Here is a 17,740-nt window from a genome sequence, read left to right as displayed (position 1 = left end):
CGCTGGAGCCGGGTGCACGACGCCCCGCCCGGCGCGGCGTTTGCCGCAGCAGGCGGGAGGGGCGATCGCAACGGCGTTGTTACTGACCGCTATTCGGCCGATCGGTGTTGGGCTCATTGGCTTTGTTGGGCTCTTTGCGCTCGACCGTGGAAAGCCCTTTGCGCAAGGCTTTCACCTGATCCGCGCTGACCGCCGACGCCTGATTCCCCCAACTGCTGCGAATGAAGCTGACCACATCGGCCACCTGCTGGTCGTTAAGACGCCAGGCGAAGTCCGGCATGGTCAACCCGGTGACGGCATCTTTGGTGACCGCCATCTTGCCGCCGCGCAGCACGATACTCACCAGCGACGACGGATCGTCGCTAAGCAGCGCCGGATTATGCGCCAGCGCCGGGAAGGTTTTGGCATAACCTGCCCCATCAATACGGTGGCATGCGGCGCAGTTGTCCATATACTCCTGCGCCCCCGGTTTGCGCATATCCCCCTGGGTCAGCGCCAGCACCGTCGCGTTATCGGCCTTCGGCGCCGCCGCTTTCTCATCAGACGCTTTTAGAGAACGCAAATAGACCGCCATGGCCTTAAGATCATCGTCAGTTAAATATTGGGTACTGTGTTCCACGACGTCGGTCATGGAGCCGAACGCCGCGCTGCGGTCGGTGCGGCCGGTTTTCAGGAACTGGGCAATGTCCCCTTCCGACCAGCTTCCCAGGCCCTCTTTAGCGTTAGCGGTCAGATCCGGCGCATGCCACCCTTCCAGCGTTCCGCCGGTCAAATAGGCGCTGTCCGACTGATCCAGCGCTTTTTCCTGAAACGCGATACCGCGCGGCGTGTGACAAGTGCCGCAATGCTCCAAACCCTGGACCAAATAGGCGCCGCGGTTCCACTGCGCGCTCTGTTTATCGTCCGGCGTGTAAACCTGGTCGTCATGGAACACCCAGTTCCAAACGGCAAGCGGCCAACGCATCGAGAGCGGCCAGGGGATATCGCTATCGCGGTTGGGCTGTCTCACCGCCGTCACCTGATGCATGAAGAAGTCATACAGGGCATGCATGTCGGCGTCGTTGATTTTGGCAAACGCGGTATAGGGCATTGCCGGATAAAGGTGATGACCGTCTTTTGCCACCCCTTGGCGTACCGCCTTAGCAAAATCGTCGTAGCTATAATTGCCGATGCCGGTTTCTTTATCTGGCGTGATGTTAGTGGAGTAAATCGCACCGAGGGGCGTCGACATTTTCAGACCGCCGGTAAAGGGCTTGCCGCCGGCGGCGGTATGGCAGGCAACGCAATCGCCGGCCGTCGCCAAATATTGCCCCTGGCTGACCTGGGTTGTGCCCTCCGCCGCCGCGACGGCGCCCGGCAACAGTATCAGCGCCGCGTAAGGAAGCAACGTATTCCATCTTAGGTTCATGTCAGTTCCTTCCCGTTAAGCCTGGACCAGCGGTCCGGGATTGGCCAAATACTGCGTACGGATTGCGTGGGCGGCGAATAAAGCGGTGGCGCCGACGATCCCGGTCGGGTTGTACGACAGGTTCTGCGGGAAGCAACAGGCGCCCAGCACGAACACATTGGGCACGTCCCAGCTTTGCAAATATTTATTGACGACGCTGGTCGTCGGGTTATCGCCCATTACCGCGCCGCCGGTAGTGTGGGTAGATTGATAGGGCCGCACATCATAATGGGCCTGCATCCCCTTAAAGCCCATCTCGTAATGCTTGGGACCGATCGCCTTGACAATACCTTCCGCCTTGCCGGCGATAAAATTCGTCATCTTCAGTTCATTTTGCTGCCAGTCGAAGGTCATGCGCAGCAGAGGCTGGCCGTGGTGATCGCGATAGGTGGGATCCAGGTCGAGATAGCACTGCTTATAGGGCATCACCGATCCCGAGGAGCCCACGCTCATGGTGTGCAGGTAGCTCTCCTTGATGGCCTTTTTCCACCCGGCGCCCCATTTCGGCGCGGCTTTGGGAATACTGAGCTGCTGTATCGGCCGTCCGCCGGTGATGGTGGCGGAAATCGTGGCGCCGCCGACAAAACCGAGGCCGCTATGGTCAAAGTTTTCCGCGTTGAAATCATCGATAAACATGCCGGTAGCGCCGGTGGCGGCAAACGGCTTGAAGTTGCTCTTTTCATCAAAAAACAGACTGATGCCGCCGTTCATCTGATAAGCGTAATTGCGGCCCACCACCCCTTCGCCGGTGGCGGGATCGTAGGGTTTGCCTATTTTCGACAGCAGTAGCAAACGCACGTTATGCAGTTGGAAGGCGCTTAATATCACCAGGTTCGCCGGCTGTTCCACTTCTTGACCATTGGCATCGATATAGGTGACGCCTATCGCTTGCGTGCCGCCAGCGTCGGTATTGACCCGCAGGACCTGCGACTGGGTGCGCAGCTCGAAATTCTTATACTGATAGAGCGCAGGCAAGACACAGCTTTGCGGCGAGGCCTTGGAGTAGTTAAAACAGCCGAAGCGCTCGCAAAATCCGCAATAGTTGCACACTCCCAACTGGACGCCATAGGCGTTGGTATAGGGCTCACTGCAGTTGGCCGCCGGTAGCGGGAATGGATGATATCCCAGCTCAGAGGCGGCTTTGCTGAACAGCACACCGGAATATTGCTGCTTGAGCGGTCTGGTGGGATAGGGGTTCTCGCGCGGGGCTTCAAAAGGATTGCCGCCCGCAATTTTTTCGCCTTTGAGATTGCCGGCCTGCCCGGCGGCACCGCAAATCTTTTCAAATTTGTCGAAGAACGGCTCCATTTCCTGATAGGTGAACGGGTAATCTTGCACCGTCATATCCTGCGGAATGAAATCCGCACCGTAACGTTCAACCACGGTGCTGCGCATCTTGAGATCGGCCTCAAGCGGACGCCATAGCATGCCGTTCCAATGCACACCCGCCCCGCCCACGCCGTCGCCCGGCAGGAACGAGCCGAACCGGCGATAGGGTAAGGCCGTTTCGCTGCGGGTATGACGCACGGTGACCGTCTCTTTCGCGGCGTTTTGGAACAGCTTCAGCCGGATGCCGTAGGTTAGCTCATCCGCGATACGCGGATAGGCAAAGTCAGGGTAGGTATCGCGCTGCTCGCCCCGTTCCAGCGCCAGAATGTTTAAGCCGGTATCCGCCAGCTCCATTGCCATAAGGGCACCTGTCCAGCCGAAACCGACGATAACGATGTCCACCGGTTCTTTTTTTAACGCCATCGTCAAACGCTCCTTTTCCCTGAAATACTGACGGGTCCTAATGGGTAAGGTTTATTTGGCGCGTCCATCGCCTGCGGGTAATCGGCCCGGGCGCCTGGGAAACCAATCATTTTCCAGGACGCCAGCGTTTGGTTGCCGCCGTGCAGGGGATCGGCCAGGTAACCTTCTTTGGTGTTATCCAGCAATTGGGTAAAAAAGAGAACGCCGGGCACCTCTGCAAAGGTCAATTTACCGCTCTCCAGTTGATTTAGCAGATCGTCTTGTTGCGCGGCCGTCAGGTCGGCGAAGACCTTTTGCCATTGCCGCTGACAATGGTCGTTTATGGCACGGATCCCACGACGGTAAGTTTCACGAGGCACGAGCGACGATTGATACCCCAACTCCGGTACGGCATCGGCAAAAGGCGGTTGCATATACCACAAATGGCCGTGACCGTAGGGCAGTTCCATCTGTTTATCGATGAAAACCGGTACGCCTTCGCTTACGGCGCCCGGGCCATTTTCATCCGTAGGGATGAGGCGGTCGGTGGCGGCGAGCAAAAAGCGCCATTCGTCGTTATTAAAGAAGGTGGGGACATAGTGGGCGCTAACGCCTTCATTCTGCGCGGCTGAATGGGCATCTGGGCTGGCTAGGGCGGCAACGCCGCTTCCCGCTGCGGCCAAAGGAATAAGCGACAGCGTTTTTTGCAAAAAACGCCGTCTTGAGGGGATCCCCTCATCGTCATGCTTGCTCATAGGTCTTCCATCGGGTGTTATGATAAAGGCATACCGGGTGACGGAGTCCAGCTGTCACTTAGGTAGCTAATAGTTAATAGTTAATAGTTAATAGTTTTATAAAATATAGGGTTAAAATAAGCGGATTCGCTGACATTTCAAGTTATGAAAATGTTACTTAATGTAAGGGGCTTGTTGCTTTACCGGTAACATACGCGATCGGAACAAGCCGTAAGCCACTATTTCTGAAGGGATAAACCGCAGTTATTCCGTTGCGCCAGCCGGCAAAATCGTTCGTCAGTATTTGTCAGTTTTTGTCTGCCCGCTCATACTCTGCTCCCCTTGAGGCGCCGGCGGCCCGGCCTTCCGGCAGCAGAAGGGATAAATACTGCGCCCACACGGGCCACTTCGCCCAGCCACTGGCTCCCCCGATGAACACAGCACCGACGGGTGCACCCATCAGCGCCGCTTGTGCAAACCGCTTTTGTCACACTTGATGTCAGGCTGGCGGCCGCATCACCGTCGCCCTAAAGGGGTTTTTCCACTTAATTCGCGAAGCAATTAAAGACTGTGCAAAAGCTCACGGAACAGAGCTCTTTCAATCGATATTATCGTTATTAGATTCACTTTCAACGGAGTAATTTTTTAATGAAAAATATCTTTCCGCTCACCCTGCTCTCCTTTGCCTGTTTTGCCTTACCGGCCCTGGCCAGTGAAACCTTATCCGGTAGCGAAATATTGGCGGTACAAAAAGGCGGGGTGCCCGATAAAATTTACACCCACACGAAACCACATTTACGCGTAGCGACCTATAACATCGGCAAAAACGAAGCTTCGGACAAGGTGGCTGACTTTACCGCGCTTAATGCAGCGATAAAAAACATGGCGGCAGATATTATTGCCGTACCCGAGGTGGACAATAAGACCGCAAGAAGCCAAAACATTGATCAGTTAAAAACGATTGCGGACGCCAACCACTACCACTATGCCTTTGGCAAAGCGATAGATTTTGACGGCGGCGAATACGGTGTGGGCATTTTATCAAAATACAAGATTGCCAAAACCCAGGTGATCCCTTTACCGTCGGGTGATGCAGAGCAGCGGGTGGCGCTGATAGCGCAGATCGCTGTCCCCGGCTTCGATAGCCCCGTGCTGTTTATCGCCACACATTTTGATTGGCAGAAAGATCCGACTATTCGCATCCAGCAAGCACGTAAAATCCTGGATATCAGCATTGGCGATGCCCCATCTGATTTTAAAGACATTGCTTCGGCTATCAAAATCCTCGCCGGTGATTTTAATTCAACCCGCGATGAGCAGCCTTTGCAAGAAATCAGCTATTTCTTTAACCCGGTTAAGGGAAAGGAAACGGATTATCGTACCTGGCCCGCCGTCAATCCCGCTATTGATATTGACCATATCTTTACCTTCAAAGGGCAGCGTTGGAATGTGAAAAAAATAGACATTCCCCATAATTCCCCGTCATTCACTTGGTCATCCGCCAGCGACCATCTCCCTGTCATCGCCGATCTGGAACTTAGCGAACAGTAAGCCGCGCTGACTCGGGCGCTCAAGGAACGGGAGCCTGATGCGCCGCCTCGTAACGCCAGCGGAACAGCGCTCTAGGCGTCAAAACCTGCGCCGGTTGCAGCCCAAAGGGGGAGAGGCACCCGGCCAGCCGCGGGATCCTATCAGCGTAGGCAGCCCGGACAAATCAGCTTAAACATAGAAACATTTTGTGCCAAGAGATTGTTATAACATAACGACAATTTCTCTCGTTCGCGTCAGGACATAGCATGAACCCCGCTAATAAACCCCCTTTTTGCGGCTCGCGCCGCCGGTTATTGCTCACGGGCATGGCAATGGCGTTGTTCGGCGTGGAAAGAGCCAACGCGGCGGCGCAAAGCGTGACAAACGCCACGCGCTTTGGCGCGGCGGCCCCCAGACCGGCGGATGGGATCAAACGGGTGGTGCTCGACCCCGGCCACGGCGGGATCGATTCCGGCGCGGTCGGCCAGGCGGGAGCGGAGGAAAAACATGTGGTGCTTGAAATTGCCCACCACATTCGCGCGTTGCTGGCGCGGTATCCGCATATCCAGGTTCACCTGACCCGCGAAACGGATTACTTTATTCCGCTGGCGCAGCGGGTGGATATTGCCCATCAGCACGGCGCCGATCTGTTCATGTCTATCCATGCCGATGGCTACATCCGTCCTTCCGCCCATGGCGCGTCGGTTTTCGCGCTGTCAACCCGGGGAGCCAGCAGCGCAATGGCGCGTTATTTGTCGCAAAAGGAAAATGCCGCGGATCTCGTGGGCGGCAACCACGCGGCCCCCGACGACCATTATCTTCAGCAGGCGTTGTTCGATCTGGTCCAAACCGATACGATTAATAACAGCCTTCTATTGGGAAAACACCTGCTGAACACCCTGCGGCCTGTGCACACTTTGCATAGTCAGACCACCGAGCAGGCGGCGTTTGCCGTATTGAAATCCCCGTCCATTCCTTCGGTATTGGTGGAAACTTCATTTATCACCAACCCGCAAGAGGAGCGGCTATTGGGCACAACCGCCTTCCGGCAGAAAATCGCTGGCGCCATTGCGGACGGCATCGTCAGCTTTTTCGCCTATTTTGATGCCCATGCCCGGCACCGCGGCGGTCAGTGATCTGCCGCAGCCGCAGCGGGCCTCGGCCCGCCTTCTTCTGACGGCTCACCGCCCTTCTCTCCTCATCCCGGCTATTGGCTATGCGTTATCCGTCCTTCCCCCTCACCTTGACTATTCGCCCTGCGTTATCCCCCTTCTCCCCTCACCTTGACCATTCGCCATGCGTTATCCCCCTTCTCCCCTCACCTTGACCATTCGCCATGCGTTATCCCCCTTCTCCCCTCACCTTGACCATTCGTCATGGGTTATCCCCCTTCTCCCCTCACTTTGACCATTCGTCATGCGTTATGCATCCGTAGCCTTCAGCGTTAGCCAAACGCCATCGGCGCTGTGCCCAACGCCCTTTTCTGCGCCATCGGTTCACCGCGACCCGCCTGTGGTTACGCGTCCGGCGCTGCGCTATCACCTTAAGCGCATCAACGTCAGCCCCTCATCGCGGCATTAACTCTTAGCGCCGCCGCCCTACCGCCGCGGCGCGCAAGGCTTCATCGGCTTTAGCTTAATTGCGGCAAGCTATAGCCACATTTTTTATTTAGCGCTCTAAGCCATGGCTGACACACTAACCGTTCATGACATCGGTCGGCTGTCGATGGGCCACCACCAAGCCTAAGGAGGAGTATGGAGAGGATGATTATCAGCCGAAGCGGTATCCCGACCGGGCACGCGCGGCAGGCCGCCGGCCCCTTTGCGCGCGTAAGCCGGGGCCGGCTCGGCAGAGGTCTTTCGCTAACCCTATCCCGCGGGGTGACTCATAGGCTATGGGCGGCGGCGCTCTCCCTCCTGATGATAGGCAGCGCCGTCGGCGCCGAAGCGCCGGCGAATTTCAGGATTGGTTATCAGAAAGGGTCGGTCAGTATGGTACTGGCAAAATCGCACCGTCTACTGGAGCAACGCTATCCCGCGACCCGCATACAGTGGATTGAATTTCCCGCCGGGCCGCAAATGCTGGAGGCGCTTAACGTCGGCAGTATCGATCTCGGCAGCACCGGCGACATTCCGCCGCTCTTCGCCCAGGCGGCGGGCGCCGATTTGCTGTATGTCGGCGCCGAACCGCCCAAGCCCGAAGCGGAAGTGATCCTGGTTCCCAAAGACAGCCCGCTAAAGCAATTAGCCGATTTGAAAGGCCGTAAAGTTGCGTTTCAGAAAGGATCCAGCTCGCACAATCTGTTGTTGCGCGCGCTACAAAGCGCAGGATTATCCTTTCGCGACATCCGTCCCGTTTATCTCACGCCGGCGGACGCCCGCGCCGCCTTCCAGCAAGGTGATGTCGATGCCTGGGCCATTTGGGATCCTTACTACTCCGCTGCCCTATTACAGGGGAATGTGCGGGTGTTGACCGACGGGCGCGATCTTAATCTGACCGGCTCTTTCTACCTGGCGCCGAGCAGCTTTACGCAATCCTATGGCCCGTTTGTCAGCGACGTGCTCGCCCGCTTTAGCCAGGCGGATAAGCTTACCCGCAGCGATCGCGACGCCAGCATCGATTTGCTGGCCGCCACCCTCGGACTGCCCAGACCGGTAGTCGCCCTGTTTCTAGACCATCGCCCGCCCATGACGATAACGCCCGTTAGCGCGCAAACGGCGGCGCGACAGCAGCAGACCGCCGACCTTTTTTATGCCAATCACCTGATGCCGGTGAAGGTCACCATCGCCAGCCGAATCTGGTCTGGCGCGCCGCCGGCCCATCATTGAGGAGAAACACATGAGCTTATCCCTATTCTGGTTCCTGCCTACCCACGGCGACGGCCACTATCTCGGCACCGCCGACGGCGCGCGCCCGGTCGATCACGGCTATCTGCAACAGATTGCCCAGGCGGCGGATCGTCTGGGCTTTGGCGGCGTGTTGATCCCGACCGGACGCTCTTGCGAAGACGCCTGGCTGGTGGCGGCTTCGCTTATCCCGGTGACGCAGCGCCTGCGCTTTCTGGTGGCCTTGCGCCCCGGCGTCATTTCGCCCACCCAGGCCGCGCGCCAGGCGGCCACGCTGGATCGTTTGTCCCATGGTCGCGCGCTGTTCAACCTGGTTACCGGCGGCGATCCGGAAGAATTGGCCGGTGATGGCGTGTTTCTCGACCACCGCGAGCGTTATGTCGCATCCGCAGAATTTACCCGCGTTTGGCGACGCGTATTAGCGGGGGAAACGGTCGATTACGAGGGCCGTCATGTCAACGTTCGCGGCGCGCGCCTGATGTTTGGCCCGGTACAGCAACCGCGTCCGCCGCTGTGGTTCGGCGGTTCGTCAGAGGAGGCGCAGGCGCTGGCCGCGGAACAGGTAGATGTCTATCTCACCTGGGGCGAGCCGCCGGCGCTGGTGAAAGAAAAAATCGACCGCGTACGGGCCTTGGCCGCCGCTCAGGGCCGGCAAGTCCGCTTCGGCATCCGTTTACATGTTATCGTGCGCGAGACGACCGAAGAAGCATGGCGCGCCGCCGACCGGCTCATCGCCCGCGTTGATGACGCCACCATCGCTAAAGCCCAGCAGGCATTTGCCCGCACCGATTCCGTTGGCCAACGGCGCATGGCCGCATTACACGGCGGTCGCCGTGACAAGCTCGAAATCAGCCCCAATCTGTGGGCCGGCGTGGGGCTGGTGCGCAGCGGCGCGGGCACGGCGCTGGTGGGCGATGGCCCTACCGTGGCGGCGCGGATGCAGGAGTATGCCGAACTGGGTATCGACACGTTTATCCTATCGGGCTATCCCCATCTGGAAGAAGCGTACCGGGTGAGCGAATTGCTGTTTCCCCATCTCGATGTGCAAGTGCCGGACGTACCGTCACCGCAGGTGGCGCAGCCCCATGGGGAAGCGGTCGCCAACGACTTCGTTCCCGGGCGCGCCGCCGCCAGTTGATTTCGCCCTCGTCAAGGTCGCGGACGCGTCGCCGCAGCCTAGGGTAGCGCTCCCTACGAAACGATCGGCAGCGATGCCCCGCCCCGATGCGCCGTTGGGTACCCGTCGTCCCGGGCCGCGGACGTTTGGTTACGGCGGGAGACGGCGCGCCATAGCGGCAATGCTCGTGGCGGGTGCAGGCGTTGTCGCCCCGGCAAGCTCAGCCATCGCCGTGGCCGGAAGGTGCCGCTCAGCCCTCGCTCCCTTGGATAGGAACAGGAAGTGAAAATCGATGTCCAGCCATGGCATCTACTTTTCCATTGCACCTCCGTAACGTTCCTAATCGTCCACCCGGACTGCCTCATCCACGACGCCGCAACCCGCCCAGGGGGTGATAATACGGCGTCACGCAAAGCGCCCGCAAGATCGCGCCCGCTCCCCTGCACGGCGCTTTTCCCCTCAACGCACCGCTTCCCTATCCCGTCAGCGGCGCCCGCCCCAGGTCAGATTGCCGTCAGTTTCATCTTGTCATACTTTGCACACGCTTTGTAAATAGTAAGTGGAATAGGATTGATAATTATTTCCATTTGCAATAATGTGTTGACGTTTTGTCGCGGGCCTGGGCGGTATGGCGCTGCCCATGCCCGTCAGGACTTCCCCTATCGGCGTGCGACCAGGCATGTCCGCCGGGGTTTGCGCTCCCGCCATGGGACGGGAATGGGTTATTTATAACGATGACTACGTCGTCCTGCCGTTAAGGCTCTCCGCCTATCGGCCGCCGGGCGGCGCCAGGGTAGGAAATACAATGAAGACAGTGTTCAATCATTTCTCACAGGCCGCGCTGATTGGCGTCAGTCTGGGATTACCCGCGGCCGCGCTGGCCGCGGCGGCCACCGCAGCCAACGTCTCATCCGCACCGGCGGCAGAGGACGCAGGTCACGCCGAAACCGCCCAACAAAACGGCAAAACCGCGGACGCCGGCGATACCATTGTCGTCACCGCCGCGCAGCAGAACCTACAGGCGCCGGGGGTTTCGACCATCACCGCCGATGAAATAGCGAAACGTCCACCGGCGCGCGATATTTCCGAACTCATCCGTACCATGCCCGGCGTCAACCTCACCGGCAATTCCACCAGCGGCCAGCGCGGCAACAATCGACAAATTGATATCCGCGGCATGGGGCCGGAGAATACCCTGATTCTCATCGACGGTCTGCCCGTCAGCAGCCGCAACGCCGTCCGCCAGGGCTGGCGCGGCGAACGGGATACGCGCGGCGATTCAGCCTGGGTACCGCCAGAAATGATCGAGCGCATTGACGTCCTGCGCGGCCCCGCCGCGGCGCGTTACGGCAACGGCGCCGCCGGCGGCGTGGTGAACATTATTACCAAGCGCCAGACCAACCAATGGCACGGCGCTTGGAATGCCTATTACAATGTGCCGCAACATAAAACCGAGGGCTCGACGCACCGCACCGACTTCAGCCTGGCCGGCCCGCTGGGAGAAGGATTCAGCCTGCGGTTGTTCGGCGGCTACAGCAAAACCCAAGCGGATTCACAAACGATCAACGCCGGCCATCAGTCCGAACGCACCGGCACCTATGCCGATACGCTTCCCGCCGGCCGCGAAGGGGTGATAGACAAGAATATCGATGCCCTGCTGCGCTGGGAATTCGCCCCGATGCAATCGTTGGAATTTGAAGTCGCCAACGGCCGCCAAGGCAACTTGTACGCCGGCGATACGCAAAATACCAACACCAGCGATTTGGTCAAAAGCCAATACGGCAAAGAGACCAACCGCATCTATCGCCAGGCCTACTCCATGACCTGGCGCGGCGCCTGGGATAACGGCGTTAGCACCCTTAACTGGCTGCAATATGAAAACACCCGCAACTCTCGGATGAATGAGGGGCTGGCGGGGGGCACCGAAGGTATTTTCTCCGATGAGGGATTTAAAACCATCGAGTTAAATGACTATCGAGCCCACAGTGAGGTCAGCATTCCTTTCAGCCTGTTGTTCTACCAGACCGCAACGATCGGCACCGAATGGAATCAGCAGAAAATGAAGGATCCCTCCTCCAACACCCAGGCCCTCTCCGGCGGCGCCATTGAGGGGATCGACGCCAGCGACCGCAGCCCCTACTCTTCGGCGCAGATTTTTTCGGTGTTCGCCGAGGATAACATTGAGCTCACCGACAGCACCATGCTGGTGCCCGGCCTGCGTTTCGACCATCACTCGCTGGTGGGCGACAATTGGAGCCCGTCGCTGAACCTTTCTCAGGCGCTGGGCGACGATTTTACGCTGAAAATGGGCATTGCCCGCGCCTACAAAGCGCCTAATCTCTTCCAGACCAATCCCAATTATGTGCTTTACAGCCGGGGACAGGGCTGCGCGGCCAGCACCGGCGGCTGTTACCTGCTCGGTAATCGGGATTTGGATGCCGAAACCAGCATCAACAAAGAAATCGGCCTGGAATTCAAGCGCAACGGCTTCCAGGCCGGGGTGACCTGGTTCCGTAATGATTATCGCAATAAAATCGAGGCCGGCTATCTGCCCACCGGGACGTCGGTCAACGGCACCACCGATGTTTATCGCTGGGAAAATGTCCCCAAAGCGGTGGTTCAGGGACTGGAGGGGACGTTGAATGTGCCGGTGAGCGAAACGGTAAGCTGGAACAACAACGCGACCTACATCATCGAAAGTAAGAACAAGCAGACCGGCGACTACTTGTCGATTATCCCGGAATTTACCGTGAACTCCACCCTTAGCTGGCAGACAACCGCCGATCTGTCGTTGCAGAGCACACTCACCTGGTATGGCCGGCAAAAACCGAAGAAATACAACTACAAAGGTGAGCGAGTCACCGGCAGCGAAACGCGTGAGATTAGCCCCTACGCGCTGGTCGGTATGAGCGGGACCTATCAGGTGACCAAAAACGTTAGCGTCACCGCCGGTATTGACAACCTGTTTGATAAGCGGCAATTCCGCGCCGGCAATGCGCAGACGACCGGTAACGCCACCACCAACGCCTATATGTATGGCGCGGGCGCGGCTACCTATAACGAACCCGGACGCACTTATTATATGAGTCTGAATACCCATTTCTGAGCATCACTACGCCTGTGGCGGGCCGCGATCGGCAGGATCGCGGCCAGGAGAATCGCATGTTAAAACCCGTCATCGTTACGCTTGCGCTGCTGATGGCCTGCGCCGGCCGGGCCGCCGGCCCCCGACAGGACATCACCCCCATCAGCGACGACGCGCGGCGGCATTTCACTTTTGCGCAAATCAATTTGCAGTTTGCAGCGCAGGCCTACCGTTTGTACATTGCCACCCCCAAGAGCCCGGCGCCGGCGGCGGGCTATCCGGTACTGTATCTGCTGGACGGCAATGCGCATTTCCCGCTGGCGGTTAATCAATACCGGCCGGCTAACGGCCCGGCGCCGCTTATCGTCGCTATCGGTTACCCGAGCGATCTCGCCTATCCGCTGGCGGAACGCACGCGTGATTACACCTTTGCTCCAGCCGACGGCGGCAGCGGACCGGGCGGCGGCGCGGCGCAGTTTTACCAATTTCTGCACGATCAGGTCCAGCCGCTAATCGCCGCGCACTATCCGGTCGACAGCCGGCGCATGACGCTGGCCGGCCACTCTTTCGGCGGTCTGTTTACGCTGTACGTTCTGTTTAACCATCCGCGGGCGTTTCAGCGCTACGTCGCGGCAAGCCCCTCGCTTTGGTGGAACAACGGCGCGGTGCTGCCCCATCGTCAGCCGCTGGTGACGGCGGCACCGACGTCCGTTACGTTAACGGTCGGGGAGTATGAGGAAAAACCGGACCCACGGCATAGCGCCGACGGCGGCCGACAATCGCAACTGCGTGGCCGCCAGCAGGTAACCCGCGCCAGGGCGCTGGCGGAACACCTGCAACGTGACGGCGTCAACAGCCATTTCATTCTTTTTCCCGGTAAAGATCACGGCGGCGTGATCCCCGACGCCATCGACCAGGCGCTGCGGGTCGCCAGCGCGCCATAACCGCAGAAAGGCAGGCCACGCAGGATATGCGAGCCGGCTTCGCGCCGCAAGTGAGCGCGCGGTGGGTATCGCGCCACCTCGAATAAAGCGGCAGCCCGGCGCCGCCGCGTTAATGCTTAATCATGATATGGCGTATCGCGGTATAATCTTCCAGCCCGTAGAGCGACATATCCTTGCCGTAGCCGGACAGTTTTTGCCCGCCGTGGGGCATCTCGCTGACCAGCATAAAGTGGGTATTGACCCAGGTACAGCCGTACTGCAACCGGGCGGACACCCGCAGGGCGCACTGGGTGTCCCGAGTCCAAACCGATGACGCCAGCCCGTAGTGGGAATCGTTAGCCCAGCGCAGCACTTGTTGCTCGTCATCGAACGGCGTCACGCTAACCACCGGGCCGAACACCTCCTGGCGGACGATTTCATCATCGTGCCGGGCGTCCGCCAGCACCGTCGGCTGAAAGTAGAACCCCTTCCCCTCCACCCTATTGCCGCCGGTCACGACGCGAATATGGGGCAGTTGCCTGGCGCGCTCGACGAAACCGGCCACCTTGTGCAGATGCGCTTCGCTGATAAGCGGCCCCAGTTCGGTGGTGGCATCGTCCGGGGAGCCGGCGCGCAGGGTCGCCACCGCCGCGCCGAGCCGGCTCACCAGCGCGTCGTAAATTCCACGCTGCACGTAGAGCCGGCAGGCCGCGGTACAATCTTGGCCGGCGTTGTAGAAGCCGAAGGTACGCACCCCCTCCACCACCGCATCCAGATCGGCATCATCGAACACGATAACCGGCGCTTTTCCCCCCAGTTCCATGTGGGTCTTTTTGATGCCGTCGGCGGTGTGCGCCAGGATATGGGCGCCGGTGGCGATGGAGCCGGTCAACGACACCATGCGCACCTTTTCATGGCCGGTGAGCGCATCGCCCACCCCGCCCGCGGTGCCCAGGACGATATTGACCACGCCGGCGGGGAAAATCTCCGCCAGCAGCGTGGCCAGGTAGAGGGTGGTCAGCGGCGTTTGATCCGCGGGCTTTAGCACGACGCAATTGCCCGCGGCCAGCGCTGGCGCCAATTTCCACGCCGCCATCATCAGCGGATAGTTCCAGGGCGTTATAGAAGCGATTACCCCGATGGGATCGCGGCGGATAAACGACGTATGGTCCTCCAAATACTCCCCGGCCGCGCTACCGTTCAGGCAGCGACTGGCGCCGGCGAAAAAGCGGAAGACGTCCGCGATTGCCGGGATTTCATCCGCAAGCACGCAATGATAAGGCTTGCCGCAGTTGAGCGACTCAAGCTTCGCCAGCGTCTCGGCGTGCTGCTCAATAGCGTCCGCCAAACGGAGCAGGCAAGCCGCGCGGGTTTTCGGCGTCGTCTTACCCCAGAGATCGAATGCCGCGTCCGCCGCCGTCACCGCAGCGTCCACCTGCGCCACGCTCGCCTGGCGCAGCGTCACGATGACCTCGCCGGTGGCGGGATTCAGCACCGGCAATGGCGCGCCGCCGCCCATGACGGCCGCGCCGCCGATAAGTAATGTGTCGTTCATCCAGGCTCCTTTGTGCTAAACCCTTACGCCTGCGCGGCGGATCCTTTATACCGCTGCGCAGGGGCGTTTCTCAGGCGGCGGCCACCGGTTGTCCCATACTCACCAGGACTTCGCCCGCCACCGCCAATACGCGCTGGCAAAGCTCGCGGGTGATGGTCAACGGCGGCTCGATACGGATGCTGCGCGCGTTATTCAGCGTGCCGGCAACCAGAATCTGGCGGCGGAACATCTCCTGCGCAAAACGGTAGCCGATGACATTTTCGCGAAATTCCAGTGCAATCAGCAAACCGCGCCCGCGCGCCTCGACTATCGATTCCGGATGGCTGGCGGCCAGCTTTTTCAATCCCTCCAGCAAAAACGCACCCTGGCTGGCGGCCTGCGCCGGTAAATCATGCTCCAGCAGCACATTGATCGTCGCCAGCGCCGCGGCGCAGGCCAGCGGATTACCGCCGAACGTGGTGGTATGCAGGAAAGGATTGTCGAGCATCACCGAGAATACCTCCTCGGTGGCGACCGTGGCGCCAATCGGCATGACCCCGCCCCCGAGCGCCTTGGCCAGACAGAGGATATCCGGCTGCACGCCGGCGTGCTCGCAGGCGAACATTTTACCGGTACGCCCCATGCCGGTTTGCACCTCATCCAGGATCAGCAGCGCGCCCACCTCATCGCACAGTTCCCGCACCTGCGGCAGATACGATGCGGGAGGGATATTCACCCCGCCCTCGCCCTGGATCGGTTCCAGAATGATCGCCGCCACGTCGTCGCCGGTTTTACAGCATTGATAAACCTGGCTACGCATCGCGTCGATATCGCCGAACGGCACGTGATGAAAACCGGGCAGCAGCGGCATAAACGGGCGGCGGAACGCGGACTTGGCGGTCGCCGACAGTGCCCCGAGCGACTTGCCGTGGAAAGCGCCGCTGGTGGCGATGAAGGTGTATTTACCGTGCCTGGACTGATACGCCTTGGCGAGTTTTAGCGCCGCTTCAACAGACTCCGTTCCGCTATTGCTGAAAAAGCTGTATTTCAGATGACCGGGCGTCAGCAGCGCCAGGGTTTTGGCCAGCATGCCGCGCAGGGGATCCAATAATTCCTGGCTGTGCAGCGGTTGTTTTGCTAATTGATGTTCGACAGCGGAAATAACGCTTGGATTACGGTGCCCCACATTGAATATACCGAAGCCGCCCAGGCAGTCGATGTATTCATTTCCCCGCGTATCGAGGAGGGTATTTAAACTATTGGCCCGCCATTCTACGGCCCCGTAATCCCCGCTGGTGGTCACTGATTTTCGATATTCCAGGAAGGCTGGATTGACGTGTTCTTTGAAGTTTTGCAGCGTTTCGCGGTTAAGACTTTCACTTTCCTCAGGCGTCAGCGCGGGTTTTTCTATCCAGCGCATCGCCTGCCTGGTACAGCTCACGGGATCAAAATAGTGATTAAGCTCTCTCATATATCGCCCCAGGGTAATCACATTACCGGCAATTAATCTTTCACGTCACGGTAAACTCGCATGACAGTCCATTGGGTATTTCCTTAAGGGTTATTCTCGGGGGTGACGGGGCCTCCTAAACGTGAAACGGAATAAGGATGAATAAAAAAAGAAGACGCGCTAATTATCATTAAATAGGAAGCTCATGGCTTGAGCAACCCCTTTAATTGCCTCAGGTAACGACTACCCGCTCCGGTAGCGCAGTCAGCCAGGATCCTGCAAACCTTATGCCAGCCGCCGGCAAAACAGGCCGCTTTGACGACAAGCGTAGCGGAAAGAGTTATTTCCCGCCATGACGGACGCCGCGATTTTTATTCTTTCCCCCCGACGTCGCGGGGATCGCGGCGGGCGCAACGCCGGTCACGTCGCGCCCGCGTTGCCAGCGCCGGAGGAGACGACCTGTGGTCAATGCGCACCATCATGGTGAGCCGGCGCCTTACGGTGGTGCGGTCGCCGCGATTAACAGAGCTAGGGGAGCGAAACAAGTCGGCGTAAGGCGACCCACAGGCCCTGCTGTCCGGGCTCCGCCCATCTGGTGAGGGTGCGGACGGCGCGGCGGTCGCCGCGATTAACAGAGCCGGCGGCGCGAAACAAGGCGACCCACCCGCCCTGCAGGCCGGGTTCAGCCAATCCGAGCGCGGATGGATTGCAGCGTGGTATCCAGATGCTGCCGGATAGCCTGTTCGGCGGCGTCGGCGTCGCGCTGTTGCAGCGCGTCCGCCACCGCAATGTGCTGGCGCTGGAGCAGAGCCGATTCGTCAGGATGGCTGGCGGGCACCAGTTCGCTGAACGAATAAGCATAGAATTCTTCGATGAGGCGGATGAGCCGTTCGCTGTGCGAAGCGTGCGCCAGATGCATATGGAACTGCCAATCCAGCTGCGAACGGTCTTTCACCGATACCCCCTGACTGATTGCCGCCATCCCCTGGTGCGAGCTGGCCACCAGCGCGGCAATTTCTTCATCGCGGGCGTTAGCGCAGGCCAGCCGCGCCGCGGCCCCTTCCAGCGCCTGGCGAATCACCACCACTTCGGAAATTTTGGCGCGCGTGTCCTGCACCCGCAGCCCTTTGCCGCGTACCCGCTTAACCAGCCCCTCGCTTTCCAACCTTAAAACGGCTTCGCGCACCGGGGTACGCGACACGTTGAGCAGTTCGGCCAGCTTGGTTTCAATTAAGCGCGACTCGGGAGGAAAACGGCCTTGTAAAATAGCCTGGCGCAACTCGCGGTAAATATGATTTACCACCGGCTCTCGATCGGCTATTTGTAACATTTCCATGCTGTCA

The 17,740-nt window shown here is 59.3% G+C and carries 12 protein-coding genes; 6 read left to right on the top strand and 6 right to left on the bottom strand.

Annotated features, from left to right (window positions below; all coding sequences use genetic code 11):
- Positions 1-79: 79 nt before the first annotated feature.
- The 3 genes from SANT_RS08000 to SANT_RS07990 are packed head-to-tail and all read right to left on the bottom strand — an operon-like array spanning position 80 to position 3,933.
- Positions 80-1,408: a c-type cytochrome gene (locus SANT_RS08000; RefSeq protein WP_025421776.1), complete on the bottom strand. Its 1,329-nt coding sequence runs from the start codon at positions 1,406-1,408 to the stop codon at positions 80-82.
- Between the two features lie 15 nt (positions 1,409-1,423).
- Positions 1,424-3,199, bottom strand: a complete 1,776-nt coding sequence (locus tag SANT_RS07995) for a GMC family oxidoreductase (protein WP_025421775.1) — start codon at positions 3,197-3,199, stop codon at positions 1,424-1,426.
- A 2-nt stretch (positions 3,200-3,201) separates the two neighbouring features.
- A complete protein-coding gene (locus SANT_RS07990) occupies positions 3,202-3,933 on the bottom strand; it encodes a gluconate 2-dehydrogenase subunit 3 family protein (protein ID WP_025421774.1) in 732 nt (243 codons plus the stop codon).
- A 627-nt stretch (positions 3,934-4,560) separates the two neighbouring features.
- On the opposite strand from SANT_RS07990, the gene SANT_RS07985 reads away from it, so the two are divergent.
- The 6 genes from SANT_RS07985 (at position 4,561) to SANT_RS07960 (ending at position 13,434) form a co-directional block, all read left to right on the top strand.
- Positions 4,561-5,463, top strand: coding sequence for an endonuclease/exonuclease/phosphatase family protein (locus SANT_RS07985; RefSeq protein WP_025421773.1), 903 nt, complete (start codon positions 4,561-4,563; stop codon positions 5,461-5,463).
- Between the two features lie 245 nt (positions 5,464-5,708).
- The gene (amiA, locus tag SANT_RS07980) at positions 5,709-6,578 is read left to right on the top strand and encodes an N-acetylmuramoyl-L-alanine amidase AmiA (RefSeq protein ID WP_025421772.1); all 870 of its coding nucleotides are present in this window, start codon (positions 5,709-5,711) and stop codon (positions 6,576-6,578) included.
- 783 nt (positions 6,579-7,361) lie between these two features.
- Positions 7,362-8,270: a sulfonate ABC transporter substrate-binding protein gene (locus SANT_RS07975; RefSeq protein ID WP_051440220.1), complete on the top strand. Its 909-nt coding sequence runs from the start codon at positions 7,362-7,364 to the stop codon at positions 8,268-8,270.
- Between the two features lie 10 nt (positions 8,271-8,280).
- On the top strand, positions 8,281-9,426 hold the full coding sequence (gene ssuD, locus SANT_RS07970; RefSeq protein ID WP_025421770.1) for an FMNH2-dependent alkanesulfonate monooxygenase: 1,146 nt from the start codon (positions 8,281-8,283) through the stop codon (positions 9,424-9,426).
- A gap of 784 nt (positions 9,427-10,210) precedes the next feature.
- On the top strand, positions 10,211-12,511 hold the full coding sequence (locus tag SANT_RS07965) for a TonB-dependent siderophore receptor (protein WP_025421769.1): 2,301 nt from the start codon (positions 10,211-10,213) through the stop codon (positions 12,509-12,511).
- Between the two features lie 56 nt (positions 12,512-12,567).
- Entirely contained in the window at positions 12,568-13,434 is an 867-nt protein-coding gene (locus SANT_RS07960) for an alpha/beta hydrolase (protein WP_025421768.1), read from the top strand.
- Positions 13,435-13,543: 109 nt separating this feature from the next.
- On the opposite strand, the gene SANT_RS07955 is transcribed toward SANT_RS07960, so the two are convergent.
- The 3 genes from SANT_RS07955 to SANT_RS07945 all read right to left on the bottom strand — a co-directional run bounded on the left by SANT_RS07955 (position 13,544) and on the right by SANT_RS07945 (position 17,733).
- A complete protein-coding gene (locus tag SANT_RS07955) occupies positions 13,544-14,968 on the bottom strand; it encodes a gamma-aminobutyraldehyde dehydrogenase (RefSeq protein WP_025421767.1) in 1,425 nt (474 codons plus the stop codon).
- A 70-nt stretch (positions 14,969-15,038) separates the two neighbouring features.
- On the bottom strand, positions 15,039-16,418 hold the full coding sequence (gene ygjG, locus SANT_RS07950) for a putrescine aminotransferase (protein WP_025421766.1): 1,380 nt from the start codon (positions 16,416-16,418) through the stop codon (positions 15,039-15,041).
- 661 nt (positions 16,419-17,079) lie between these two features.
- Complete coding sequence (locus tag SANT_RS07945; RefSeq protein ID WP_025421765.1) at positions 17,080-17,733, bottom strand: GntR family transcriptional regulator; 654 nt, start codon at positions 17,731-17,733, stop codon at positions 17,080-17,082.
- Positions 17,734-17,740: the final 7 nt, after the last annotated feature.

Source organism: Sodalis praecaptivus (assembly GCF_000517425.1).
Lineage (GTDB): Bacteria > Pseudomonadota > Gammaproteobacteria > Enterobacterales > Enterobacteriaceae > Sodalis_A > Sodalis_A praecaptivus.
Note: the sequence above shows the minus strand (reverse complement) of the source record. Positions and strands in the feature narration are given on the sequence as shown.

Bases quoted from the DNA above. Each gene is read 5' to 3' on its own strand.
- ygjG (WP_025421766.1), bottom strand. From the start codon at position 16,418: ATGAGAGAGCTTAATCACTATTTTGATCCCGTGAGCTGTACCAGGCAG.
- SANT_RS07995 (WP_025421775.1), bottom strand. From the start codon at position 3,199: ATGGCGTTAAAAAAAGAACCGGTGGACATCGTTATCGTCGGTTTCGGC.
- SANT_RS07955 (WP_025421767.1), bottom strand. From the start codon at position 14,968: ATGAACGACACATTACTTATCGGCGGCGCGGCCGTCATGGGCGGCGGC.
- SANT_RS07945 (WP_025421765.1), bottom strand. From the start codon at position 17,733: ATGGAAATGTTACAAATAGCCGATCGAGAGCCGGTGGTAAATCATATT.
- SANT_RS08000 (WP_025421776.1), bottom strand. From the start codon at position 1,408: ATGAACCTAAGATGGAATACGTTGCTTCCTTACGCGGCGCTGATACTG.
- SANT_RS07990 (WP_025421774.1), bottom strand. From the start codon at position 3,933: ATGAGCAAGCATGACGATGAGGGGATCCCCTCAAGACGGCGTTTTTTG.
- SANT_RS07965 (WP_025421769.1), top strand. From the start codon at position 10,211: ATGAAGACAGTGTTCAATCATTTCTCACAGGCCGCGCTGATTGGCGTC.
- ssuD (WP_025421770.1), top strand. From the start codon at position 8,281: ATGAGCTTATCCCTATTCTGGTTCCTGCCTACCCACGGCGACGGCCAC.
- SANT_RS07960 (WP_025421768.1), top strand. From the start codon at position 12,568: ATGTTAAAACCCGTCATCGTTACGCTTGCGCTGCTGATGGCCTGCGCC.
- SANT_RS07985 (WP_025421773.1), top strand. From the start codon at position 4,561: ATGAAAAATATCTTTCCGCTCACCCTGCTCTCCTTTGCCTGTTTTGCC.
- SANT_RS07975 (WP_051440220.1), top strand. From the start codon at position 7,362: ATGATAGGCAGCGCCGTCGGCGCCGAAGCGCCGGCGAATTTCAGGATT.
- amiA (WP_025421772.1), top strand. From the start codon at position 5,709: ATGAACCCCGCTAATAAACCCCCTTTTTGCGGCTCGCGCCGCCGGTTA.